This is a genomic window from Methylocystis parvus OBBP (genome assembly GCF_027571405.1).
Classification (GTDB): Bacteria; Pseudomonadota; Alphaproteobacteria; order Rhizobiales; family Beijerinckiaceae; genus Methylocystis; species Methylocystis parva.
The window spans coordinates 1,296,180-1,319,927 of the sequence record NZ_CP092968.1; the positions used below are offsets into that span (position 1 = coordinate 1,296,180).

A 23,748-nucleotide genomic window follows, 5' to 3' on the forward strand; every position below is an offset into this window, starting at 1 on the left:
CCGTCATCCGCCCGCGCGCGGATGCGCGGACTTATAGGCGTCGAGCAGGCGCTTCTTGTCGACGGCCGTATAGATCTGCGTCGTGGAGAGCGAAGCGTGGCCGAGCAGTTCCTGGATCGTGCGCAGATCGCCGCCCCGGCCTAGAAGATGCGTTGCGAATGAATGGCGCAACGCGTGTGGCGTCGCGCTGTCGGGCAGGCCGAGCGCGCCGCGCAGGCGCTGCACCGCGAGCTGCACGATTCGCGGCGAAAGCGGCCCGCCCTTGGCGCCGACGAAGAGCGGGCCGCCGGCCAGTTCATAGGGACACAAAGAGAGGTAGGACTCGACCGCCGCGCGCACGGGCTCGATGACCGGGAGCGTGCGCGTTTTCCCCCCTTTGCCGACGATGGCGATACGGTCCACGCGGCCGACCGGCGCCTCCGCGCGCTGGATGGAAAGCGCCTCGGATATGCGCAGTCCGGCGCCATAAAGCAGGGCCAGCACGGCGGCGTCTCGGGCCAGGACCCAAGGCTCGCGCGCTTCGCCCGCGCGCTGTTCGGGGTCGATAAGGTCTCGGGCGTCGGCGACGGTCAGCGCCTTGGGCAGGCTGTGGGGCTTCTTGGGCGCGCGCACGGCGCCGAAGAGGTCCGTCTTGGCTAGCCCCTTCTTTTCGAGAAATCGCAAGAAGTTTCGGATGGCGGCGAGCGCCCGCAGCAGAGAGCGGCTTTCGAGCCCCTCATTCCGCCGGCGCGCGAGGTAAGCGCGTATGTCGGCGGGCTGCAATGCGATCAAGGCCGCGGAATCGGGTTTCGCCCCGAGATGGTCGGTCAAGAACGCCAGGAAACCTGCCGCATCGCGGGCATAGCCGTCGATCGTGTGACGGGACGCCCGCTTTTCCCCAGCGAGCGCGCGCAGCCAAAGCTCCGCCTCGGCGGCGATCTGCGGCGCGGCGCGGAAGCGCCCCGCGTCCGGCAAAGGCTTTGTCGCGGATTGGGGCCGGCGGGAAGGCGATTCGCGCATGGACGAAGCTTGGCGCGGAAAACTTAAAATTGCAGCCTTCCGCGCGGCTCCGGCGGCGGCTTACGCGCCGGCCTTGATCTCGGCCTTCGCCTTGGCCAGCATTTCGTCCATGGTGCGGCGGATCTGATGCTCGGACTGGTCGACGCCGGCGGCCTCGAAATCCTTCGTCACCGTGGCGACGACGCGCTCGTCGGCGTCGGCGGAAACTTCCGCCGCGACAAGAGCTTCCGCATAGGCCTGGGCGTCCGCGCCGGTCTTGCCGAGCTTCTCCGCGGCCCAAAGGCCGACCAGCTTGTTGCGACGCGCCTCGGCCTTGAAGCGCAGCTCCTCGTCATGGACGTAGCGTTTTTCGAAGGAATCCTCGCGCTGGTCGAAAGTGCTCATGTCCATCCTCGGCGGGGTTTGTCTCTTGCAGGAAAATCGGCGGCTCATCCGCCATGCGCCGCATTTTGAATGCGCCGCACGCATATAGGCGAAAACCGGGCGCGGCGCCAATGCCAAGCAGCGAAGATGCGACATTCCCACGCGGGCGGCGGATAGGGCTGAAACGCGACAAAAAAGAGCGCGTTGTGTCGGGTTTCATATTCAGATAAAGTGACGCGTCGCCCTAATGAGGCGAACGCTGGCTTGTAACTGGCCCCCAAAGACGCTACGACCGCGCATCGTTGCGGTCGGCCACCCATACCCCCGCACCCGGCCGAACGCCTGGCGCGGGACCTATCGGAGGAGCCGCGGCCGACCCCATGGACTTTCTCAAGCCCCGGTTGATCCCAATGAACCGCCGTCGCCGTATCTACGAAGGCAAGGCCAAGGTCCTCTACGAGGGTCCGGAGCCTGGCACGTTGATTCAGCATTTCAAGGACGACGCCACCGCCTTCAACGCCAAAAAGCATGAAGTGATCGATGGCAAGGGCGTCCTCAACAACCGCATCTCGGAATATATCTTCCAGCATCTCAACAATATCGGGGTGCCGACGCATTTCATCCGCCGGTTGAACATGCGCGAGCAGCTCATTCGCGAGGTGGAGATCGTTCCTCTGGAAGTCGTGGTGCGCAACGTCGCCGCCGGCTCGCTCGCCAAGCGCCTCGGTCTCGAGGAGGGCACGCAGCTGCCGCGCTCGATCATCGAGTTCTATTACAAGAACGACGCGCTCGACGATCCGATGGTCTCGGAAGAGCACATCACCGCCTTCGGCTGGGCGACGCCCCAGGAGATCGACGACATCATGGCGCTCGCCATCCGCGTCAACGACTTTCTGTCCGGCCTGTTCCTCGGCGTCGGCATCCGCCTCGTCGACTTCAAGATGGAATGCGGCCGCCTCTGGGAAGGCGACATGATGCGCATCGTCGTCGCCGACGAGATTTCCCCGGACAGCTGCCGTCTGTGGGACATCAAGTCGAACGACAAGCTCGACAAGGACCGCTTCCGCCGTGATCTCGGCGGGCTGGTGGAGGCCTATACCGAGGTCGCCCGCCGGCTCGGCATCATGCAGGAAGGCGAGCAGGTCCGCGTCGGCGCGCCGAAGCTGGTGCAATAAGAAAGGCTGATCGGAAGGGAGCCGATGGGCGTTCCTTTTCTCGACCCCGGACCGATGAACGCGGAGGAATTCTTCGCGTTCACGGCCGCGCGCCCCGACGACGAAAAGTGGGAGCTGATCGACGGGGAGCCGGTCTTGAACGCATCCGCCAGTCGCTTGCACCAGAAGATTTTGTTCAACCTAACCCTTTTGCTTGGGGATATTTCCCGCAGCGGAGATTTTTCCTGGGAGGTCCTGCCCGGCTTAGGGGTGCGCCTGTCGGAAATCAGCGTCCCTGTTCCTGACCTGCTGATCCGTCCCAATGATGATCTCGTTGGCGCCGAATGCAGCGACATGATGATTGCCTTCGAGGTTCTTTCGCCCTCGACCGCCAACAAGGACCTGCGTTGGAAGCGCAAGGCCTATGCGACGCTGCCGACCCTCTCACAATATGTCGTCGTCGCGCAGGACGCGGTCGAGGTCGTTTCTTACGACCGCGCCAATAATTTCATCGAGCGCCGCTTCGAATCGGCCGATGACGCGCTCGACCTGCCGGTCATCGGCGCGCGGCTGACCCTGCGAGACATCTATAGGGACACGGGCCTTCTATAGGCCCGCTCCAATCGCGGGGCGCGCAGCCGCTTGCCCTTTGCGCGCAAGGCCGCTAACCGTGTGGCCGATCCCAAACGGAAATCCGGTCCCATGAAAGCACGCATCGTCGTCACCCTGAAAAACGGCGTTCTCGATCCGCAAGGCAAGGCGATCGAGGGCGCACTGAAGTCGCTCGGCGTCGAGGGCGTCGCGAGCGTGCGACAGGGCAAGGTGTTCGACGTGGAGATGGCGGGCGCCGATCCGGCGAGCGCCAGGGCGCAGCTCACCGCCGCCTGCGAGAAGCTGCTGGCCAACACCGTCATCGAAAACTACCAGATCGACCTGTGACACACGCACCCGTCATTGCGAGCCTTTTCTCGAAGTCGGGTAATACCCGACTTCGCAATACTGCGAAGCAATCCAGGGGCAACAGTTGCAGCTCTGGATTGCTTCGCTTCGCTCGCAATGACGATTTGGACGCCTAGAGGAAAGCCGCCTCATGAAAGCCGCCGTCATCGTCTTCCCCGGATCCAATCGCGAAGGCGACATGGCGCGCGCGCTGGAGCGGGCGACGGGCCAGAAGCCCGCCATGCTCTGGCACGCCGACCATGAATTGCCGGCCGGCACGGACCTCGTCGTGCTGCCGGGCGGCTTCTCTTACGGCGACTATCTGCGCTGCGGCGCCATCGCCGGCCGCGCCGCCATCATGGACGCGGTGCGCGCCCACGCCGCGCGCGGTGGCTTGGTGCTCGGCGTCTGCAATGGCTTCCAGATCCTCTGCGAGAGCGGGCTCCTGCCGGGCGTGCTGATGCGCAACGCCAATCTGCGCTTCGTCTGCAAAATGCAGCATCTTACCGTCGAGCGGAACGACACGGCCTTTACGCGCCAATATGCGAAGGGTCAGGTGATCGAGGTTTGCATCGCCCATGGCGAAGGCAATTACGAAGCGGATGACGCGACAATCGAGCGCCTGGAGGGCGACGGCCTTGTCGCCTTCCGCTATTGCGACGCCAAAGGGATCGTCGGAGGCCCGGCCAATCCCAACGGCTCGCGCAACGACATTGCGGGCGTCTTCTCAGAAAAACGCAATGTGCTCGGCCTGATGCCGCATCCCGAAAACCTCATCGATCCGCTTGTCGGCGGCGTCGACGGCCGCGCGTTGTTTACGAGCCTCGCCAGCGCGGCGTGAGCAGCCGACGCACAAGACTCCAAGGGCTGGACGACCGCGCTTCGGAAGTTAAGTGGATGGTTCCGAGGCGGCCGGAAGCCGACAGGGAGCTGAACCATGAGCTATATCGACGGCTTCGTCATTCCTGTGCCGAATGACAAGAAGGACGACTATCGCAACGCAGCCGCGCGCTTCTGGGCCATGCTCAAGGATTTCGGCGCGCTGCACGTCGTCGAATGCTGGGGCGACGACGTGCCGGACGGAACCGTCACCGACTTCAAGCGCGCCGTTGCGGCGCAAGCGCATGAGAACGTCGTCTTCTCCTGGGTCGTCTGGCCGTCGAAAGAGTTACGCGACGCGGGCCATCTGAAGATGCGCGACGATCCCCGCATGAAGGACATCTCCATGCCCTTCGACGGCAAGCGGATGATCTTCGGCGGCTTCCAGGTCCTGCTCGACGAAAGGGCGCCATGACGCTGAAGCTATATGGCCATCCGTTTTCATCCTATACGCAGAAGGCGCTCATTGCGCTTTACGAAAATGACACGCCCTTCGAGTTTCGATCGCTCGAGGACAAGCAGGTGGAAGCGGAGTGGATCGCGCTTTGGCCCATAAAGCGCTTTCCGCTTCTGCTCGACGACGGCCGCAGCGTCGCCGAGGCCAGCGTCATCGTCGAATATCTCGACCTCCATTATCCGGGCCGAAAGCCGCTCCTGCCGCGCGACCCCCTCGCGGCGATCGAGGTCCGTTTCATGGACCGGTTCTTCGACAATTACGTCATGGCGCCGATGCAGAAGCTCGTATTCGACCGGCTCCGCCCGGAAGACGCTCGGGACGCCTTCGGGATCGCAGAGGCGCGCCGGGCGCTCGACACCGCCTATGGCTGGCTGAACGAAAGGATGAAGGATCGGGAATGGGCCGCGGGAGACAAATTCTCGCTCGCGGATTGCGCGGCGGCGCCCGCGCTTTTCTACGCCGACTGGGCCCACGCCATTGCCGACGCCTTCGCGCATGTGAAGGCCTATCGCCGCCGCCTCCTCGCCCGACCGTCTTTTGCGAGGGCGGTCGATGAGGCGCGGCCCTATCGACCTTACTTCCCGCTCGGCGCGCCGGACCGCGACTGACGCGCCGCCTTCGCGACGCGCCACAGCGCCCGCTCGGCCTCCATCTGCGCGCTCGACGCATTGGCGCGGGCGCGCGTCTGGGCTTCGCGCAGCGGTTCGATCAGAGCTTGCAGGCGCGCGGACGTCCAGGCCTTTAGCTGCTCCTCCATCAGCGCCCGGTGCATGAAGCCGAAACCGGCGCGAAACAGCATATTGATCCCGACATCCATACGCCCGTTTTCGCGCTCCATGGAGGCGCGCGCCCGATGCAGCGCCACGGCGTATCTCAACGCGCCGAACAGGACCGACCCGGCGTCGCCGCCCTGCGCGAAATATGCGTCGAGCGTCTCGCCGGCGTCCCCGCCAAACGCCGCCGCCACCACGCGGTCGGAGGCGATGCTGGAGGCGTGCGCCACAATGGCCTCGACATCCGCGGCCTCCACATGCGATCGCCCGTGCATGTAGAGCAGGAGCTTGGAAAGCTCGGCGCGGCTCATCAGCCGGTCCTCTCCGAGCGCCGCGAGCAGAAGCGCGCGCGCCTCGGGGCTCGCGACGAGATTCGCTTCCTTCAGCGTGCGGTCGACCAGCGCGTGAATGTCCTGCTCGGTGTCGGGCTGGCACTCGATCCCGGCGCCCTGCTTCGCGCCCTCGACCAGTTTGCGCAGCGGCGCGTCCTTTTTCAGGGCGCTCGCGGTCAGCACCACCGTGCAGTCGCCGGGTGGCGCGGAGATGAGGGATGTGACGGCGGGAATGACCGATTTCGCGCCGGTCTCGACGAGAATGGCGCGACGCCCGCCGAAAAGCGGCTGGGTGTTCGCCTCGTCCAGGAGCGTCAACGGATCGATCGAGACAGCGTCGCCGGAAAGCTCGACGAACTGGAACGGATCATGCCGGTCGTCCACGCGCTTATTGACGATAGAAAGCGCGCGCTCGCGCACCATGCCGGCGTCGGCGCCGTGAACGAGGAAGATAAAGACGCTTTCCGGCGGGGAAGCGACGAAGCGCTCGGCGTCCTTATGCGGGACAGCGACCATTTAGCCCCTCCCTGTCCCTCTCTCCAGCGTCAGCGGGGGAGGGCTGGGGTGGGGGCCGATCCCCGCGCAGCCATCTCGGTCGCGACGCGCGTGCGGATCGAGTCCGCAATCACCTTGGCGTCGCGGATTTCGGCGTCGCGCGCCGCGCGAACATTCGCGAAGCGATTGGAAAAGCGGTCGTAGCTTGCAATGTTGAAGGCGGTGCCCTTGGTCACTTCGACATTTTGCGGCCAGGTGACGAGGCGATAATCCGCATCGGCGATAACCGTCGCCGAAGTCGCGCGGCCGGTCACGGTGTCGAGAATCGGGGTCTGCACACGTTCGCGCAAGGCGACGGTCAGGCGATAGCGCGGCTGCACGGTCGAGCCCGTCCCGTTGAAACCGTAGATCAGCTCGTTGCGTACGTAATGGCCCGTGCGGCCAGGGATTTCCTCCACCTCGATCGCCTGGAGCTCGGAGGCGAGCGGCGACGTGTCGAGTCCCCCGCTCACGCCATAGAGCGGCTCGATGCAGCCGGCCAGCGGAACAACGGCGAAAAAGACGAGAAGCGCCGGAACGAGCCGCCTAACTCTCAACCCCTCATGCCGAGGAGCGGCCGCAGGCTGCGTCTCGAGGCGTCTCGGCGGATGTCCTCGCCCTTCGAGACGCGCACGGCGCGGGCTCCTCAGGGTGAGGAAATCCTTTGCCGCGCGGCTCGCCTTGCTAAACGACCACATTGACGATCCTCTTGGGCACGAGAATGAATTTCCTGAGCGCCTTGCCTTCCATGGCGCGTATAACGCCATCTTGCGACAAAGCCTCTTTGCGAATCGTTTCCTCGTCGGCGTCATGCGCGACGGTAATCTCCGCGCGCTTCTTGCCGTTCACCTGAACCGGCAGGACGATCATGTCCTGCGCGACGAGCGCGGGATCCGCCTCCGGCCATGGCGCTTCCGATACCAGCCCTTTGTGGCCAAGATCGGCCCAGCATTCCTCCGCGACATGCGGCGTCATCGGAGCGACGAGACGCGCCAGCGCGTCCGCCGCCTCGCGGAACGCGAAAGCGAGATCGGCGGAGACGGGCGTCTCCGTCACGGCGTCGAGCGCCGCCGTCAGTTCGTTCACATATTCGCGGATGCGGGCGATGGCGCTGTTGAAGCGCAGGCGCTCGATGTTCTCGCTCGCCTGGGCGACAGTCTTGTGCGTCGCCTTGCGGATTTTCAGCGCCTCGGCCCCGATCTGCGCCGGCGCGCCAGCCCCCATAGGCGCGGCGACGCGGCCGAGCTCGCCCGTGATGCGCCACAGGCGCTGCACGAAGCGCCACGCGCCCTGCGCGCCCTCGTCGGACCAGATCACGTCACGGTCGGGCGGCGAGTCCGAGAGCACGAAGAGACGGGCCGTGTCGGCCCCGTAGCTCGCCACGATGTCGTCGGGGTCGACCGTGTTCTTCTTCGATTTCGACATCTTCTCGATGGGGCCAATGTCCACTTCGGCGCCGCCGTCGATGAGGAAGGCGCGCCTCCCCCCTTCCCCGCTTTCGATACGGATGGCGGCGGGCGAAACCCAGCCGCCCGGACCCTTATAGGTCTCATGGACGACCATGCCCTGCGTGAAGAGCCCCGCGAAAGGTTCGGCCGCCGCCGCGTGGCCGCTGTCGCGCATGGCGCGGGAGAAGAAGCGGGAATACAGGAGATGGAGGATCGCGTGCTCGATGCCGCCAATATATTGGTCGACCGGCAGCCAGCGCTTCAGCGCCTCGGGCGCCGCCGGCGCGTCGGCGTTCAGCGGATCGGTGAAGCGGGCGTAATACCAGGACGAATCGACGAAAGTATCCATGGTGTCCGTCTCGCGCCGCGCCGGCGCGCCGCAGGACGGACAGGGGACGTTCTTCCAGCTCGGATGGCGGTCGAGCGGATTGCCGGGCTGGTCGAATGTGACGTCCTCGGGCAGCCGCACGGGCAGATTTGCGTCCGGGACGGGCGTGGGGCCGCAGGTCTCGCAATGGATGATGGGGATCGGGCAGCCCCAATAGCGCTGGCGCGAAACGCCCCAGTCGCGCAGCTTGTAATTGACCTTGCGCACGCCTTGCGGCGCGTTGAACAGCGCCGTCGTCTCCAGACGGCTCGCAACCTCGTTCTTCGCCTGCTCCACGGTGAAACCGTCGAGGAAGCCGGAGTTCACGAGCTTGCCGTCGGCGTCGAAGGCTTCGCCGCTCTTGGCGATCTTGTCTTCGAGTTCGGCGGCGTCGACGCCCTCGGGGCTGACCACGACCTTGAAGCCGAGGCCGTATTTGGTCGCGAAATCCAGATCGCGCTGATCATGCGCCGGGCAGCCGAAAATGGCGCCCGTCCCGTAATCCATCAGGATGAAGTTCGCGACGTAAACCGGCAGCGTCCATGACGGATCGAAGGGGTGGACGACGCGCAGGCCCGTGTCGAAGCCCTGCTTCTCGGCCGTCTCGATCGCCTCGGCGGACGTGCCGCCGCGGCGGCATTCGTCGCAGAATTCCGCGAGCGCCGGATTTTTCTCAGCGGCGGCCTTGGCGAGTGGATGGTCCGCCGCGAGCGCGACGAATTTCGCGCCGAAGAGCGTGTCGGCGCGGGTCGTGAAGACTTCGACCTCGCGCGCGTCCCCGAGCGGCTGGGCCAAAGCGAAGCGCACCAGCATGCCCTCGCTGCGGCCGATCCAGTTGCGCTGCATGAGGCGGACTTTGTCGGGCCAGCGCTCGAGCGTGTCGAGCGCCTCCAGCAGCTCCACCGAGTAGCTCGTGATCTTCAGGAACCACTGCGTCAGCTCGCGCTGCTCGACAAGCGCGCCGGAGCGCCAGCCGCGCCCGTCGATCACCTGCTCATTGGCGAGCACCGTATGATCGACAGGGTCCCAGTTCACCTTGGATTTCTTGCGGTCGACGATGCCCGCCTTAAGGAAGTCGAGGAACAGCTTCTGCTGATGCTTGTAATATTCCGGATCGCAGGTCGCGATCTCGCGCGACCAGTCGAGCGAGAGGCCCAGCGTTTTGAGCTGGGCGCGCATGGCGGCGATATTGGCGTAAGTCCATTCGGCCGGATGCGCGCCGGTCTGCGCCGCCGCGTTTTCCGCCGGGAGCCCGAAGGCGTCCCAGCCCATGGGATGCAGAACGTCGAAACCGCGCGCGCGCATGTAACGCGCAATCACGTCGCCCATGGAATAATTGCGCACATGGCCCATATGGAGGCGCCCCGACGGATAGGGGAACATCTCCAGCACGTAATATTTCGGCGCCTGCGGCTTCGACCCCGCCTTGAAGACCTGCCCCTCCTCCCAGGTCTTCTGCCATTTCGGCTCGGATTCGGCGAAATTATAGCGGTCGGGTCTCATGGAGGGCGGCTGTCCGGTGGGAGGCTTGGATTTGCGCCTCTAAATGCCGGGCCGCCGGAGGGTTGTCAAAGGGAGACCAGCGTTCCGGCGTCTCAGAAAGCCAGCCGCGCCGCCGGCTTGGCCGCCAGCCCCATCGCCACCCAGCTCACGCCCTCGAAAAGCAGGTTCACGCCCAAAAACAGCCCGAGCACGTAAAGCCCCGAAACGGGCCATTCGACGAGGATCAGCACGCCGAGCAGGACGCTCAACCCGCCGGCGAAGGCGATCAGCTCCCAGCGGCTGAGGTCCCGCAATTGGTAGGCCAGAACGAGCTTCATCACCCCGCCGGCGATCAGCAACGCGCCGAGAAGGGCGGTGAGCGACATGGCGGCGAGGACAGGAAAGCGGGCGGCCGCGACGCCCGCGAAAAGCGTGATCGCGCCGACGAAGCCCCAGAGCAGAGCGCGTCCCCAGGGCCGGATCTGAAAGGCGGTGACGATCTCCCAGCCTCCCGCCACGACCATGGCGGCGGCGACATAGATGATGGCGACGACCGTCGCCGCGAAAACATTGAACAGCGCCACCACGCCGCCGATGATGAAGAGGACGCCCAGAGCGACGATCCAGCCCCATTTACGGCGAGTATGGGCGGTATGAAGGTCCGACGGTTGTGTTGGAAAAGTTTCGACGGTCATTGGCTCGCTCCGCCGCTTTTGCCGCCCAGCTTCGGCTCGGCGCTTATCGTCACCCTAGGCAAAACCGCCCGCCGTCCGCCTTGTTCCGTCCCGGCCGCCCAGACGGCTTGACCCTCGCCCTCAAATCTCCGATTTGGCGCGGATGACGATCATCGACCGCTATAACGACGCCACAGCCGCCATCGCCCGCGCCGCGACCGATTGCGGCCGCGACCCCGCCAGCGTCACGCTCGTCTGCGTGACGAAGACTTTCCCAGCCGAGGACGTGGTTCCCCTGCTGGACGCCGGCCACCACGTCTTTGGGGAAAACCGGGTCCAGGAGGCCATGGGCAAATGGCCGGGGCTTCGCGAGAAGTTTCCCGGCGTCGAGCTGCATCTCATCGGCCCGTTGCAATCCAACAAGGCCAAAGAGGCGGTCGAGACCTTCGACGTCATCGAGAGCGTCGACCGCGAGAAGATCGCCGCCGCGCTGGCCGACGAGATGAGAAAGCAGGGAAAGCGGCCGCGCCTTTTCGTGCAGGTGAATACGGGGGCCGAGCCGCAAAAGGCGGGGATTCTCCCCGGCGACGCCGACTCCTTCCTCATGGCCTGCCGCGACGCATACAAGCTCGAAATCTCCGGCCTGATGTGCGTGCCGCCCGTCGACCAGCAGGCCTCGCCGCATTTCGCTTTGCTCGCCGACATCGCCGCGCGCAACGGCCTGCGCGAGCTTTCAATGGGCATGAGTTCGGATTTTGAACTCGCGATCCAGCTCGGCGCGACCTATGTGCGCGTCGGCTCGGCGATCATGGGACATCGGGACTACAAGCAGCCCTGATCCGAATCTCGTAATCCTTCATCCCACGACGATCGCCGCCCCGCGCGCCAGACGCGGGACGAGACGCGCCATATCCCGCGCCCGGAGCGCCACGCAGCCCGCTGTCGGCTCCAGCGTTTTCGTCGCGATGTGGAAGAAAATGGCGCTGCCGCGCCCTCTTACCCGCGGCGAGAGATTGTAGTCCATCACGCCGACGACGTCGTAGAGCCTGTCTTTCCGCCACATATCTTCGTGGCTCAGGCACGAGGGCGCGCGTAACCGGCGATTATAGAGAAAGCTCCCTGCGTCGTCGCACCAGATGTCGTCGCCACGGGTCAGCCGCCACGGCGCGCGCAGCGGAGCGGGTTTTCGCAGATAGAAGCGCAGCAGCCGCCAGCGTCCGGCCGGGGTCGCGCCGTCGCCCTCCCGCTTGTCGCGGGTGATCCCGGCCCGGCCGATCGCACAGGGAAAGACGCGCGCGCCGGCGACGAGCCGCGCCTCATGCGGCTTTCCGCCGACGCGCCGCGCGACGTATAGCCGGGAGATGTTTGTTGCGCGCATATTTTTGATGGACGACAATCGCAGCTCCGCTTTTCGCCACCTTAGCAGAGTTCGCCGCGCGCATGACCCGCAGTCTCTTCGTCTCCGCCGGCCCCGGGCTTTTGGCGAGCTTCGCCGAGCCGTTCGAGGCGTTCGGCGGCTGTCATCTGCGCGCGGTCGACGGGACGGCGCCCCCCGGACCGCCCTGGCCGCAGGCGGCGCTTCTCGACGGAGCCTATTGCGACGCCCCCGCCCTCGCCCGTCGACTCCGCGCCGCCGGCTTTCCCGGGACCGTCATTTTAATTGACGCGGCCGCGCCCGAGGCGACCGCCTCCTTCGACCGGCCCTTTCGTCTGGCGGATCTCCTTGCGCTGATCGATGCGCCGCCCGGCGCAGCGGAGGGCGGCGCGCCGCTGACGGAGAAAGAAACGGCGATTCTGGCGAGGCTCGCACAAGCTGGCGGCGCAACCCTGTCCAAGGCGGCCCTTCTCGCCGATGTCTGGGGCTACGGCCCCAATGTTTCGACGCGCACGCTCGAAACGCATATCCACCGTTTGCGGCGCAAGATCGAGGCGGACCCTAAGCGCCCGTTAAAGTTGTTGACGGAAGATGGCGGCTACCGACTCGCGAATGCCGCAAAAGAAAATTTTTCAAAGCCAAATTCGCCATAAAAAAAGCAGCACATAGGCGTTTGTGAACTCGCAATGACGCTCGACGACGATATCGACAATCTGACGCGCATCCCGCTTTTCGCGATTTTCGAAGCGGCCGCTTTGCGCAATCTCGCCTTCGCCTCGGAGACTCGGCTGCTGCGCGCGGGCGACGTGCTTTTCAGGCGGGGCGAAGAGTCCGACGGCGGATACATTCTCACAATGGGGTCGGTCGGGCTCGCGACGCATGAGGACGGCCGTCCGCCAGCCCACATTCTCCGGCCATGGGCGCTGATTGGCGAAATGGCGCTCGTCGCGCCCTCAACGCGTCCTGTGACGGCGCGGGCGATGGAGCCGACGACCGTTCTGAAAATCGGTCGCGCCATATTCCATCAGATTTTGGAGCAACATCCCGCGACGGCGGCGCGCGCGCGCGACTTTTTTCGCGAGCGGCTCGTCGATTTCTCGCGTCACGCCGCGTCCGGCCTCGCCTCGCATGAATAGATTCACGTTATAAAGCAAATTCCCGCCCGACCTCTCGACACCGACCGATTCAGGTTTAGATTAGTTTTATTGACGCGTGACCGAGCGGGCCAACTTCATCGCGTCAAAATTTTGCCCGCTAACGGGAGGTGTTTATGCGTAAGAGCCTGAAATTGGCCCTCGCCGGCTCGCTGCTCGGCGCCATGACGGCGACGGCGATCCCTACGGAAGTTTCGGCCGGCCCGATGGGCGTGGCCCCGCCCTCGACCGTCGGTCTCTCGGCGCCGGTCGACAAGGTCTGGTATCGCCGTTGGGGCGGCGGATATGGCTATCGCGGCTATGGCTATCGTGGGGGCTATCGCCCTTATTACGGCGGCTATTACCGTCGCGGCAATCCGGGCGCCGCGGTCGCAGCCGGCGTCGGCCTCGGCCTTCTGGGAGCCGGTCTCGCTGCTTCCAGCGGCGGCTATTACGGCGGCTATTATCCTTATTACAACGGCGGCTACTACCCGTCTTACGGATATGGCTACGGCTATCCCTCCTACAATTATTGGGGCTGGTGAGCGCCCTCTTTCCAAGCGGATTTCCGACGGCGGCGCGACGATGCGCCGCCGTTTTTTTAACGCCTGCCGCTTATAGAATTTCGCCCGATTGAGCGCCGCCCGGCGCTCGCGCGCATAGAGGCAGGAATGGCGAAAGAAATCGCGACAACCCCGTATACCGACCAGCGCCCCGGCACGTCGGGACTGCGCAAGAAGGTTCCTGTCTTTCAGCAGCGCCATTATGTCGAGAATTTTGTCCAGTCCATCTTCGACTGTCTCGAGGATTATCAGGGACAGACGCTCGTCGTCGGCGGCGACGGCCGCTATTACAATCGCGAAGCCATACAGACGATCTTGAAGATCGCGGCCGCCAACGGCTTCGGCCGCGCGGTCGTCGGCCGGGGCGGCATCCTCTCGACGCCCGCCGTCTCCGCCCTTATCCGCTCCATCAAGGCCTTTGGCGGCATTGTGCTCTCCGCGAGCCACAATCCCGGCGGGCCGGACGGCGATTTCGGGATCAAATATAACGTCGCCAATGGCGGCCCCGCGCCCGAGAAGGTGACGGACGCGATTTACGCGCGCACGAGAGAGATTGCGTCTTTCAAGATCGAAGAAGCGCCCGACGTCGACATCGACGCGCTCGGCGCCGCGCAGATCGGCGCGATGCGCGTGGAGATCGTCGACAGCGTCGAAAACTACGCCGCGCTGATGCAGACGCTCTTCGATTTCGACCGCATCCGCGACGCCTTTCGCGCCGGTTTCACCATTAAGTTCGACGCCATGTCGGCGGTGACCGGGCCTTACGCCAGCGCCATTCTCGAAGGCATGCTGGGAGCAGCGCCGGGCAGCGTCATGCATGGCGAGCCCCTGCCCGACTTTGGCGGCCACCATCCCGACCCCAATCTCGTGCACGCCGCGCATCTCTACGATCTCGCAATGTCCGCGAAAGCGCCGGATCTCTGCGCGGCTTCGGACGGCGACGGCGATCGCAATCTCATTATCGGCCGCAACCGTTTCGTCACGCCCTCCGACAGTCTCGCCATTCTCGCCGCCAACGCCCATCTCGCGCCGGGCTACAAGAACGGCGTCGCCGGCATCGCCCGCTCCATGCCGACCAGCGCCGCCGCCGACCGCGTGGCGGAAAAGCTCGGCATCGGCATTTACGAAACGCCCACGGGCTGGAAATTCTTCGGCAATCTGCTCGACGCCGGACTTGTGACCATTTGCGGCGAAGAAAGCGCCGGCACGGGCTCCAACCATGTGCGCGAGAAGGACGGGCTCTGGGCCGTGCTGCTCTGGCTCGACGTGCTTGCGGCGCGCAAGCAGAGCGTCGATGCGATCGTGCGCGAACATTGGGCGACTTACGGCCGCAACTATTACTCGCGCCACGATTACGAAGAGGTCGAGGCCGACGGCGCCAATGCGCTTATCAAGACGCTGCGCGACGGCCTGCCCTCGCTGAAGGGCAAGACCTTCGGCGCGCTCGAGGTGAGGGACGCCGACGACTTCGCCTATCATGATCCTGTCGACGGTTCCGACTCCAGGAACCAGGGCGTTCGCGTGATGTTCGCGGATGGATCGCGCATCGTTTATCGCTTGTCCGGCACGGGTACGGCCGGCGCGACACTGCGCGTCTATATCGAGCGCTACGAGGCCGATCCCGCGAGGCAGTTCGTTGAAACGCAGGCGGCGCTCGCGGACCTCGTCGCGCTTTCGCGCGAGATCGCCGGGATCGAACGCTTTACGAAGCGTAACGCGCCGAGTGTGATAACCTAAGGCCGCTGAACCCCGCCTATGTCCCTGGAGTCGCCGTCATGAGAAAATCGTTGCCGTTGACCGCCGTCCTTTCAGCCCTCCTCGTCGGCTCGGCTTTTGCGCAAGGAACGCCTGAACAACGCCGCGCCTGCAAGGACGACGCGTATAAATACTGTCCTTACGACGTGCCCAATCCGCAGAAGACGGAAGCCTGCCTGCGCAAATATATGCAGGCGCTCAGCGCCGGCTGCCGCGCGCAATTCCATAAATAACCGATCCTCGCCATCCCGCGCGCATCAGGGCTATAAGGGCGCTCTGGCGGGAGCGGAAAATGAACGAAGCGAGCGCGAAGGCGCATTTTGTCGAACACGAGTCGCGCGCGGCCATTCTCGCCGAACTGCACGCCCGCCCGTTTCTACCGCTGCAGGCGCCGCGCCGCATCTATCATTTCGCCTTTGCGACGAATCATGAAGAGGCGGCGGCCGACCGCGCCGCCGTCGCCGCGCTCGCCCGGCTCGCCGGCGTCGAGGCGCCGGGCGCGGACGCCAAGTTCCACTATTTCGATTTTGGCGACTGGCGGCTGCGCTGGGAGCAGCATACGGAGTTCACCACTTACACATGGTCGACCGGCGCCGACGCCGAGACGCCCTTCGCGCATCCCGATCCGACGTCGCGCGGCGAAATCGAGTTCCGGCCGCCCGGCCGGCTGATCGTCGCGACGCATCTTTGCGTCGTCGATCGCGCCGTCTCGCTCGACGAATTGTCGGCGACGTTCAATTCGCAAAGTCTCTGCGTCATCGGGGTCGGCAAGGAGGCCGGCCATGCGCTCACCGATTTCGCGGTCGACGCTTTTGGCTTTACGCGCATGGCCGTCCGCATTCTGCATGCGCCGCCGCTGGAGACCGGACGTCTCGCGCAGCGCCTGCTCGAAGTCGAAACCTATCGCAGCATGGCCCTGCTCGGCCTGCCGCTGGCGCGCGCCGTCTCCCCCGACCTCACGACGATGGAGGAAGAGCTTTCGGAGATTACACATACGCTCTGCATGGACGAGCAGCATAACAATCAGGAACTGCTGAAGCGCCTGTCCGATCTTCTCGCCGCCAATGAAGCGCTGTCGACGCGCACGTCCTTCCGCTTCGGCGCCAGCCGCGCCTATCACAAGCTTGTGAAAAGCCGGTTGGAGCTGCTGCAGGAGACGAAAGAAGGCGCCTTTCCGACCGTCTCGCATTTTCTGAACGCGCGTCTCGATCCGGCGATCGAAACCTGCAACGCCGTGCAGGCGCGCCAGACCCGTTTCTCGACCGACGTCGCGCGCACGACCAATCTCATGCGCACAGGCATCACGCTGGATATGGAGCGTCAGAACGGCGCGCTGCTCGACGATATGGTTCGCCGCACGCGACTGCAGATGCGCCTCAATCGCATGGTGCAGGGCATCTCCGTCGCCGGCCTCGCTTATTATCTCGTCGGCCTCTTCGCTTTCGTCGCGAAAGGACTGAAGGAGGCGGGCGTCCTGCCGCCAAACCTTTCGGCCGACATGGTCGAAGCGCTCTCTGTTCCCTTGGCGCTGCTCGTATCCTGGGCCTTCATGGCGCGCGTTCGCGTGCTCTCCAACCGCGCCATGAAGGAGGAGCAGGTCGACTGACCTGCTCCGATGCGCGCTCAAACATTCGACGGCTTATAATCCGGATTGGCGGCTTTCTTGGCCGTGACGGCGCTGACTACTCGACGTCGAGCGGCGCAACTCCTTTCGGCGCGCCGTTCGCGCCCAATGTTATCTTCTCGACCCTCGTCTCGGCTTCGGCAAGGAGCTTCTCGCAGCGTTCCTGCAGCGCCTTGCCCCGCGCATAAAGGCGTACGGAATCGTCGAGCGAGACGGAGCCCTTCTCCAGCTCGGCCACGATGCGCTCCAGCTCCGCCATCGCCTTTTCGAAAGGCAGGGCGGCGGCGTCCTCACCGACTTTGTCTGTCTCGGTCATGCCCTTTTCCTAGCCCAGCCGCTCGCGCTTGGCTATGCGCGCCCGCGATCGTCAGGTTCCGCATGGCCGACGATCCGCGAAATCGCCGGAAATTCCTCGCGCACGCGGCGCTCGAGCGCGTCCACAGCCTCATGCATGGTCGCGACCGATGCGTTTGGATCGACGGCGCAATGATAATGCACGATCAGCCCGCCCGCCGTTTCCCGGACGCGGACGTCGTGGATATCGGCGACGTCGCCCGTCCGCTCGCGGAAACGATCCAGGGCGTCGGCGATCTCCCGCGCCAGCTCCGGCTTTGCGTCGCAGCCGATCAGCACATGCGGCGACAGAGGCTCCATATGCGTATCGATCTCCACATCCGCGCCGAATTCATCGCGGATGGCGTTCTCGAAATCCGTGGCGATAGCGTGAGCGCGGCCGAGGGGCATCGCCCCGTCAAGTTCAAGGTCGATCCCGATGGAGAGCGTCTCGCCGACCTGCTGAGCGACGACATGATGGGCGGTGACATGACGGCGCGCCGCGACGAGCATGATGCGCTCCACGACAGTCTCGTCGTCGAGCGCGCGCGCATCGACGGTGATCGTGATGCGCGCATGGGGAGCGACTGCGAGAATCGCCGCCGACACGCCCGCCTTGATGCGCGCGGCCTGCTCCACGCGAAGCGTTCGCGCGACCGCAATCGTCGCGTCGCCGATAACCTCCGCGCCCGCGCTGCGCAGACGCAATTCGTCGAGCGCGATCACGCCCGGCGCCTCGAGAATGGCGCGCGCGATTTCGGGAGCAATATCCCGCGGCGCGGCGTCGAGCAGCGTGCCGATCGTGCGGCGGCCGAGCCGATAGCCCGCGATGGCGATAAAAGCCGCAACGCCGAAAGAGGCGAGCGCGTCGCCTTGCGGAAAGCCGAAACGCACGGCGGCGACTCCGATGAGCGCGAGGACGGAGGAGACGAGGTCGCTCGCGAAATGCATGGCGTCCGCCGCAAGCGCGTCGCTGCGCTCCGCTTTGGCGATGTCGGCCAATTGGCGCGTTCGCACGAAGTCGACCAGTATGGATACGGTCAGCACGCCATAGGCCGGCCAGCCTGCGTCGATCTCGATATTTGCTTCGCCCAGCCGCCTGATCGCCTCGCCCACGACGATGAGCGCGAGGCCGAAGAGCAGGCCTGTCTCGACAAGCGCGGCGAGCGCCTCATATTTTCCATGACCGTAATGATGTTCGTCGTCGGCCGGCTTTTCCGCCTCCCGCACGGCGAAATAGGTCAGGACCGTCGCCCCCGTGTCGACAAAGGCGTGCCCGGCCTCCGAGAGCAGCGCCAGGGACCCCGACCAGAGCCCCGCGGCGAGTTTTGCGACCGCAAGGAAGGCGCTCGCGGCGATCGAGGCCTTTGCTGCGGCGATTTTGCGGCTGGCGCCGTCGGGGTGCAGCGCGCGCGTCTCGGTCATGTGGCCTTGTCCGGAACGATTGACGGGGACTGCGTAGCAAGAGCGGAAAGCGACGGCAATGCTTTGCTTCCGGCCGGCGGCATTCAGCGTTCGACGGCTTCAAGAGCGCGTGCGGTACGCTACATTCGAGGCCTTGGGAAAGTTTGCTCATTCAGGGGAGCGTCAGGTGAAATATCTGCATACGATGATCCGGGTCGGCGATCTCGATCGTTCGCTGCATTTTTTCTGCGATATTCTCGGACTGAAGGAAGTGCGCCGCACAGAGAACGAAAAGGGGCGCTATACGCTTGTCTATCTTGCGGCGCCCGCGGATCTCGCCGGGGCCGCGCAGAGCGGCGCGCCGACGATCGAGCTGACTTATAATTGGGACGAACGCGAATATGCGGGCGGCCGCAATTTCGGCCATCTGGCCTTCGCCGTGGACAATATTTACGAGGTCTGCGACCGGCTTCAGAAAGCCGGCGTAACCATCAATCGTCCGCCGCGTGACGGCCATATGGCTTTTGTGCGGACGCCGGACGCGATTTCCATCGAGCTTCTGCAAGAGGGCGAACCGCTCGAACCCGCCGAACCATGGGCGTCGGCTCAGAATGTCGGAGCGTGGTGACGCTCTAGCAAGCGGCGGCCGCTGCGCTGCACAACGCGGCATTCTGCATCTTAACTGTGCAGACGCAGCGAAGAAATTTTCTACGAGGCTTGAAACTCTGGCCAGAGTGGCGCGTTGGAACCATATGGAGGCGCCGCACGGGCGCGCGGCCTCTCCTTTACGTAAAATCGTATTTGCGTGTCGTCACACCCGGTCATGGGCGAGAGATAGCGCAGACAGCGTGCGTTAGGAGCCGCGATCCGCTTCGCCTCGGCGCAACGGTTCGCGGCTCGATCGACGCGCCCCGAGCCGAAAGGCTCGCATTTTAGACGCCGATAGCGGTTCATCGTTGGTTCAGTCGACGCCGCCATAATTCTATGGCCATGTGCGCCGAGCTCCAACGCAAGGACGGCGCGACACAAGAAGAGGTAAAGGGCTGAAACAAGAAAGAAAGCGGAGGATGCCATGCTGGTGACGGATATGATCCATTCCTGCTCCAATGAGATGGTCGCCCAGGCTGCGCTGAAGTGCATCGGGGGCCGCTTCGCCGAGCGCGTCCATCTGGCCGCGCAAGGCAAGGGCTTGAGCGTCGGCAGGTTCGTATCGGTCATTGTCCGCGACTTCGCCCGCCGCGCGGACGAAAATGTCCGCGAGGCGCTGCGCGAACGCATCACCGGCGACGACCAGCCGCTCCTGAAAGGCCTCCGCGCCGTGCTCGAGCCGGCGCTCGAAGACGGGGCGCTGTTTATCGACGACGAGATCGTTCTCGGTCGGCCATTTCCGGCGGAGCTGAGCTGCGCGGGCATCCATCAGTATCAGTAGAAGCGTCACTGCTTCACGCAAGAAAGGCGACATCGCGCGGCGGTGTCGCTTTTCTGCTTTTTGCGCCTATGTTCGGCAACAGCGAGGTCGCGGCGAATGGCGCATTTTTTCGATCAGGCGCAGATTGCGACTCTACTTTCCGCTTACGGCTATTGGGCCATCTTCATCGTCGTCGCGCTTGAAAGCTCCGGACTTCCCCTCCCCGGCGAAACCATGCTGGTCGGCGCGGCGATCTATGCGCGCCTTTCCGGCGCGCTCGCGATCGAGGCGATCGTCTTCGCCGCCGCCGCCGGCGCCATTGTCGGCGACAATATCGGCTATTGGATCGGCCGCGAATTCGGCTACCGCTTTCTGGAGCGACATGGCTGGCGCGTCGGTCTCGGCGCGGAGAAGCTGCGGCTGGGGCAATATCTCTTCTACAAATGGGGCGGCGCGATCGTTTTCTTCGGCCGCTTCATCGCGCTGCTTCGCATCCTCGCGGCGCTTCTCGCCGGGGCGAACCGCCTCCCCGCCGGACGCTTCTTTTTCTATAACGCGGCGGGCGGCGTCGTCTGGGCGCTGGTCTTCGGGCTCGGCGCCTATTGGCTGACGGCGACCTTCCAGAAGATCGAGGGGCCCATCGCGACTGCGGGCGCCTTGTGCGGGCTCTTCGCCGTCTTCCTGCTGTGGCGCTATTACAAGGCCAATGAAGCGCGGCTGCTGCGCGAGGCCGACGAGGTGCTCTCCCAACGGCGGCGTTAGCTGAAACGCGGGCCCCGGCGCGCAGTGGCGAGCGCTCGGCTCAGCTCCTTTACGAGATCGGCTTTCTGCTGCGGACCGAGAAAAGCGCCGATTTCGATCGCCTCGCCGCGCGCGATCAGCGCGACGCTCATCGTGCCGAATTCCTCATGGACCTTCTGCTCCAGCCGCACCCAGGAGGGATTGAAGCGCCATTCGCGACGGCCCCCGCCCGCGCCGACCCTCGCGAATATCAGCTCGAGCGGCGTGACGTCGAGCGTCTCATAGGCGCGGGCGTCGCGAAAGCTGATGCGAAAGACGACGTAAAGCGCGAGCGCGTCGAGCCCCATGAACCCCGCGACCGGCCAAGCGCCCATCACCAGAAACGGGATAGCGAAGATCGCCTGAGCGAGGCAGAAGGCGACGATGAAGAGATAGAAGGCGCGCGGAGACATGGAGCGATGCGGCGACAGCCGCGTCGAATAAATCGGTTCGTCAAACGGCTCCAGCATCGTCACCAACTTGGGCTGAACAGCGCTTTCGTCCTTTCGAACCAAAAGATATAACGCGCAAATGGCCGGAAGAAACAGCGCAAATCCACGTAAGCCCCCAGGCAAAAAACGGGTCTCGGCGGCCGACGCCGCCCGGATCGAACAAATTTTCGCCCGGCTCGCGGCGTCCAACCCGGAGCCGAAGGGCGAGCTTTTCTACATCAACCCCTATACTTTGCTTGTCGCCGTCGTCCTCTCCGCTCAGGCCACCGACGCGGGCGTCAACAAGGCGACGCCGGCTTTGTTCGCGCAGGCGGACACGCCGGAAAAGATGGTCGCGCTCGGCGAAGACCGGGTGCGCGAGGCGATCAAGACCATCGGCCTGTTCCGCACCAAGGCGAAGAATGTCGTCGCGCTTTCGCAATTACTGATCGAGCGCCATGGCGGCGAGGTCCCGCGGAATCGTGAAGCGCTGATCGCCCTGCCAGGCGTCGGCCGAAAGACGGCCAATGTCGTGCTTAACATCGCCTTCGGCCAGCCGACCATCGCCGTCGACACCCACATCTTCCGCGTTTCGAACCGCCTGCCTATCGCAAAGGGCAAAACGCCGGACGCCGTTGAGAAGGGGTTAGAGGCGGTCATTCCGGAAAAGTATCTGCTGCACGCGCATCACTGGCTGATCCTGCATGGAAGATACATCTGCAAGGCGCGCAAGCCCGAATGCGGGCGGTGCGTGCTGTATGAGCTATGCAGATTCAAGGATAAAACGGCGTAACGGCCGGAGGATGTCTCTCCCGTCATTGCGAGCGAAGCGAAGTAATGACGGGGATTGATCTACCCCGCTCCCTCCAATAGCCGCATCGCCGCGGCGCGGGCTTCGTCGGTGATCGCGGCGCCGGACAGCATTCGCGCGATCTCTTCTCGGCGCTCCTCCTCCGCCAGCACGGCGACGCTCGTCGCGACGCGCTTGTCCTTGCCTTTGCTCGAGGCGCTCTTGCTGATGCGCAGGTGACGCAAGGCGCAGGCGGCGACTTGCGGAGCGTGGGTGACCGCGAGCACCTGGGCGCGTTTGGCGAGTCGGGCGAGGCGCTGGCCGATGGCGTCCGCTACGGCGCCGCCGACGCCGGTGTCGATCTCGTCGAACACCAGAGTCGGCGCGGAGCCGCGATCGGCCAGCACCACTTTCAAAGCCAGCATGAAGCGCGCGAGTTCGCCGCCGGACGCGACCTTGGTGAGCGGGCCGGGACGCGAGCCGGGATTGGTCTGCACCCAGAATTCGACGCGATCGATCCCTTCCGCGCCGCCGCTCTCGGGATCGCTCGTCAGCTGGGTCGAGAAATGCGCGCCTTCGAGTTTCAAGGGCTTCAATTCCGCGTCGACAAGCGCATCGAGCTTCCTCGCCGCCTTTTTGCGCGCCTCCGAAAGAGCGCGCGCCGCGGCGCCATAGCCGGCCCTGGCCGCGTCCAGCTCCTTCCCGAGCTTTGCGAGATGCGCTTCCGACGCGTCCAGCGCGGCGATGTCGTCGGCGAATTTTTCCGCGAGCTTGGGCAGCTCCTGTACGCTCACCTGATATTTGCGCGCGGCCCCGCGCAAAGCGAAAAGCCGCTCCTCGACGCGCTCCAGTTCGGCCGGATCGAAGCGCGTCTCGGCGAGCGCCTGCTCCAGCGCCTGCTCGGCGAGCGAGAGCGCATCCACCGCCTGCGCCAGCGCCTTTGCGGGCGGCTCCATGATTTGTGGAGACTGCGTCACGCGCCGCTCGAAACGCCGCGCGGCGTGGCCGATTTCCACCGCCGGCGCGCGGTCGTCCGCGAAGACGGCGAGGGCGTCGCGAATGTCGGTCGCGACCTTCTCTGCGCGCTGCATGAACAGGCGCCGCTCCGCGAGCGCCTCCTCTTCGCCCGCTTCCGGCGCGAGCTTGGTCAGCTCCTCATGCGCGTGACGCAGATAATCGGCGTCGGCGCGCGCCTTGGCGATGCGCGCTTCCTCCCCTTGCAAAGCGCGCCGCGCCGCCTGCCAGGCTCCGTATTTCGCGCGCACCTCGTTCGCCTGCGCCTGCAGACCGCCATGAGCGTCGACCAAAGCGCGATGCGCGGAAGGATCGACCAGCGCGCGGTCGTCATGCTGGCAATGAATCTCGACCAGTTCGCGCCCGATGGCGCGCAGCGCCTGCGCCGTCGCGGGCTGGTCGTTGACGAAGGCGCGCGTTCGCCCGTCCGACGCCTGCACGCGGCGCAGCACCATCTCATCCTCGCTGGCGAGGCCGAATTCGCGCGCGGCGAGATGGGCGGGATGATCGAGGGCGAGATCGAAAACCGCCGTCACCTGACCCTGCTCGCAACCCGCGCGCACGAGCGACGCGTCGCCGCGCCCGCCGAGCGCCAGCACGAAGGCGTCGAGAAGGATGGATTTGCCGGCGCCGGTCTCGCCGGTGAGCGTCGTCAGCCCCTGCCCGAAATCGAGATCGAGCGCGTCGATGAGCACGATGTCGCGAATGGACAGACGAACCAGCATACGCTCGACTTT

28 protein-coding genes are annotated in these 23,748 nt (G+C 64.9%); 17 read left to right on the plus strand and 11 right to left on the minus strand.

What is annotated here, in order from left to right; all coding sequences use genetic code 11:
* Positions 1-3 precede the first annotated feature (3 nt).
* Entirely contained in the window at positions 4-999 is a 996-nt protein-coding gene (locus MMG94_RS06410) for a tyrosine recombinase XerC (RefSeq protein WP_016917903.1), read from the minus strand.
* Between the two features lie 60 nt (positions 1,000-1,059).
* A complete protein-coding gene (locus MMG94_RS06415; protein ID WP_026015954.1) occupies positions 1,060-1,383 on the minus strand; it encodes a DUF1476 domain-containing protein in 324 nt (107 codons plus the stop codon).
* A gap of 359 nt (positions 1,384-1,742) precedes the next feature.
* Here MMG94_RS06415 and purC point away from each other — a divergent pair, with 359 nt between their 5' ends.
* From purC to MMG94_RS06445, 6 genes are all read left to right on the plus strand, one after another.
* Complete coding sequence (gene purC, locus MMG94_RS06420) at positions 1,743-2,537, plus strand: phosphoribosylaminoimidazolesuccinocarboxamide synthase (RefSeq protein WP_016917905.1); 795 nt, start codon at positions 1,743-1,745, stop codon at positions 2,535-2,537.
* 24 nt (positions 2,538-2,561) lie between these two features.
* A complete protein-coding gene (locus MMG94_RS06425; RefSeq protein WP_016917906.1) occupies positions 2,562-3,128 on the plus strand; it encodes a Uma2 family endonuclease in 567 nt (188 codons plus the stop codon).
* 90 nt (positions 3,129-3,218) lie between these two features.
* Positions 3,219-3,455, plus strand: a complete 237-nt coding sequence (gene purS, locus MMG94_RS06430) for a phosphoribosylformylglycinamidine synthase subunit PurS (protein WP_026015955.1) — start codon at positions 3,219-3,221, stop codon at positions 3,453-3,455.
* A 151-nt stretch (positions 3,456-3,606) separates the two neighbouring features.
* The gene (gene purQ / locus MMG94_RS06435) at positions 3,607-4,296 is read left to right on the plus strand and encodes a phosphoribosylformylglycinamidine synthase subunit PurQ (RefSeq protein WP_016917908.1); all 690 of its coding nucleotides are present in this window, start codon (positions 3,607-3,609) and stop codon (positions 4,294-4,296) included.
* Between the two features lie 96 nt (positions 4,297-4,392).
* On the plus strand, positions 4,393-4,749 hold the full coding sequence (locus MMG94_RS06440) for a DUF1428 domain-containing protein (RefSeq protein WP_016917909.1): 357 nt from the start codon (positions 4,393-4,395) through the stop codon (positions 4,747-4,749).
* Positions 4,746-5,399, plus strand: a complete 654-nt coding sequence (locus MMG94_RS06445; protein ID WP_016917910.1) for a glutathione S-transferase family protein — start codon at positions 4,746-4,748, stop codon at positions 5,397-5,399. Before MMG94_RS06440 ends, MMG94_RS06445 begins: the two co-directional genes overlap by 4 nt.
* Here the strand turns inward: MMG94_RS06445 and holA are convergent.
* From holA to MMG94_RS06465, 4 genes are all read right to left on the minus strand, one after another.
* Complete coding sequence (gene holA / locus MMG94_RS06450) at positions 5,366-6,412, minus strand: DNA polymerase III subunit delta (RefSeq protein WP_016917911.1); 1,047 nt, start codon at positions 6,410-6,412, stop codon at positions 5,366-5,368. The two genes, MMG94_RS06445 and holA, sit on opposite strands and share 34 nt — an antisense overlap.
* A gap of 29 nt (positions 6,413-6,441) precedes the next feature.
* Positions 6,442-7,128 (minus strand): hypothetical protein, encoded by a 687-nt coding sequence (locus MMG94_RS06455; protein ID WP_154419969.1) that lies wholly within the window; start codon positions 7,126-7,128, stop codon positions 6,442-6,444.
* Positions 7,115-9,748, minus strand: a complete 2,634-nt coding sequence (gene leuS, locus MMG94_RS06460) for a leucine--tRNA ligase (protein WP_016917913.1) — start codon at positions 9,746-9,748, stop codon at positions 7,115-7,117. The genes MMG94_RS06455 and leuS overlap by 14 nt, the downstream gene beginning before the upstream one ends.
* Before the next feature lie 92 nt (positions 9,749-9,840).
* Complete coding sequence (locus tag MMG94_RS06465) at positions 9,841-10,422, minus strand: HdeD family acid-resistance protein (protein ID WP_016917914.1); 582 nt, start codon at positions 10,420-10,422, stop codon at positions 9,841-9,843.
* Positions 10,423-10,564: 142 nt separating this feature from the next.
* Here MMG94_RS06465 and MMG94_RS06470 point away from each other — a divergent pair, with 142 nt between their 5' ends.
* Positions 10,565-11,239, plus strand: coding sequence for a YggS family pyridoxal phosphate-dependent enzyme (locus MMG94_RS06470; protein ID WP_016917915.1), 675 nt, complete (start codon positions 10,565-10,567; stop codon positions 11,237-11,239).
* A gap of 18 nt (positions 11,240-11,257) precedes the next feature.
* Here MMG94_RS06470 and MMG94_RS06475 read toward each other — a convergent pair whose 3' ends face one another.
* Entirely contained in the window at positions 11,258-11,779 is a 522-nt protein-coding gene (locus MMG94_RS06475) for a L,D-transpeptidase family protein (protein WP_040578769.1), read from the minus strand.
* A gap of 62 nt (positions 11,780-11,841) precedes the next feature.
* On the opposite strand from MMG94_RS06475, the gene MMG94_RS06480 reads away from it, so the two are divergent.
* The 6 genes from MMG94_RS06480 (at position 11,842) to MMG94_RS06505 (ending at position 16,833) form a co-directional block, all read left to right on the plus strand.
* Positions 11,842-12,429 carry a winged helix-turn-helix domain-containing protein gene (locus MMG94_RS06480; RefSeq protein WP_016917917.1) on the plus strand — a complete coding sequence of 196 codons (588 nt, stop codon included), beginning with the start codon at positions 11,842-11,844 and terminating at the stop codon, positions 12,427-12,429.
* A gap of 33 nt (positions 12,430-12,462) precedes the next feature.
* Positions 12,463-12,912: a cyclic nucleotide-binding domain-containing protein gene (locus MMG94_RS06485; RefSeq protein WP_016917918.1), complete on the plus strand. Its 450-nt coding sequence runs from the start codon at positions 12,463-12,465 to the stop codon at positions 12,910-12,912.
* Positions 12,913-13,046: 134 nt separating this feature from the next.
* Positions 13,047-13,454, plus strand: a complete 408-nt coding sequence (locus tag MMG94_RS06490; RefSeq protein ID WP_016917919.1) for a hypothetical protein — start codon at positions 13,047-13,049, stop codon at positions 13,452-13,454.
* A 126-nt stretch (positions 13,455-13,580) separates the two neighbouring features.
* Positions 13,581-15,209, plus strand: a complete 1,629-nt coding sequence (locus MMG94_RS06495) for an alpha-D-glucose phosphate-specific phosphoglucomutase (RefSeq protein ID WP_016917920.1) — start codon at positions 13,581-13,583, stop codon at positions 15,207-15,209.
* A 38-nt stretch (positions 15,210-15,247) separates the two neighbouring features.
* Entirely contained in the window at positions 15,248-15,460 is a 213-nt protein-coding gene (locus MMG94_RS06500) for a hypothetical protein (RefSeq protein ID WP_016917921.1), read from the plus strand.
* Between the two features lie 59 nt (positions 15,461-15,519).
* Positions 15,520-16,833, plus strand: a complete 1,314-nt coding sequence (locus MMG94_RS06505; RefSeq protein ID WP_016917922.1) for a DUF3422 family protein — start codon at positions 15,520-15,522, stop codon at positions 16,831-16,833.
* Between the two features lie 76 nt (positions 16,834-16,909).
* Here MMG94_RS06505 and MMG94_RS06510 read toward each other — a convergent pair whose 3' ends face one another.
* Together MMG94_RS06510 and MMG94_RS06515 are read right to left on the minus strand one after the other, a co-directional pair.
* Entirely contained in the window at positions 16,910-17,167 is a 258-nt protein-coding gene (locus tag MMG94_RS06510; protein ID WP_016917923.1) for an exodeoxyribonuclease VII small subunit, read from the minus strand.
* A 32-nt stretch (positions 17,168-17,199) separates the two neighbouring features.
* Positions 17,200-18,609 carry a cation diffusion facilitator family transporter gene (locus tag MMG94_RS06515; RefSeq protein WP_016917924.1) on the minus strand — a complete coding sequence of 470 codons (1,410 nt, stop codon included), beginning with the start codon at positions 18,607-18,609 and terminating at the stop codon, positions 17,200-17,202.
* Between the two features lie 166 nt (positions 18,610-18,775).
* Between MMG94_RS06515 and MMG94_RS06520 the strand changes: the two genes are divergently transcribed.
* From MMG94_RS06520 to MMG94_RS06530, 3 genes are all read left to right on the plus strand, one after another.
* Positions 18,776-19,216, plus strand: a complete 441-nt coding sequence (locus tag MMG94_RS06520; RefSeq protein WP_016917925.1) for a VOC family protein — start codon at positions 18,776-18,778, stop codon at positions 19,214-19,216.
* 444 nt (positions 19,217-19,660) lie between these two features.
* Positions 19,661-20,017: a hypothetical protein gene (locus MMG94_RS06525; RefSeq protein ID WP_016917926.1), complete on the plus strand. Its 357-nt coding sequence runs from the start codon at positions 19,661-19,663 to the stop codon at positions 20,015-20,017.
* Between the two features lie 96 nt (positions 20,018-20,113).
* Positions 20,114-20,758, plus strand: a complete 645-nt coding sequence (locus tag MMG94_RS06530; RefSeq protein ID WP_016917927.1) for a DedA family protein — start codon at positions 20,114-20,116, stop codon at positions 20,756-20,758.
* Here the strand turns inward: MMG94_RS06530 and MMG94_RS06535 are convergent.
* The gene (locus MMG94_RS06535) at positions 20,755-21,246 is read right to left on the minus strand and encodes a DUF2244 domain-containing protein (RefSeq protein ID WP_026015956.1); all 492 of its coding nucleotides are present in this window, start codon (positions 21,244-21,246) and stop codon (positions 20,755-20,757) included. The two genes, MMG94_RS06530 and MMG94_RS06535, sit on opposite strands and share 4 nt — an antisense overlap.
* A gap of 61 nt (positions 21,247-21,307) precedes the next feature.
* On the opposite strand from MMG94_RS06535, the gene nth reads away from it, so the two are divergent.
* Positions 21,308-22,000: an endonuclease III gene (gene nth, locus MMG94_RS06540; RefSeq protein ID WP_016917929.1), complete on the plus strand. Its 693-nt coding sequence runs from the start codon at positions 21,308-21,310 to the stop codon at positions 21,998-22,000.
* 59 nt (positions 22,001-22,059) lie between these two features.
* Here nth and recN read toward each other — a convergent pair whose 3' ends face one another.
* A complete protein-coding gene (recN, locus tag MMG94_RS06545; RefSeq protein WP_016917930.1) occupies positions 22,060-23,736 on the minus strand; it encodes a DNA repair protein RecN in 1,677 nt (558 codons plus the stop codon).
* Positions 23,737-23,748 lie beyond the last annotated feature (12 nt).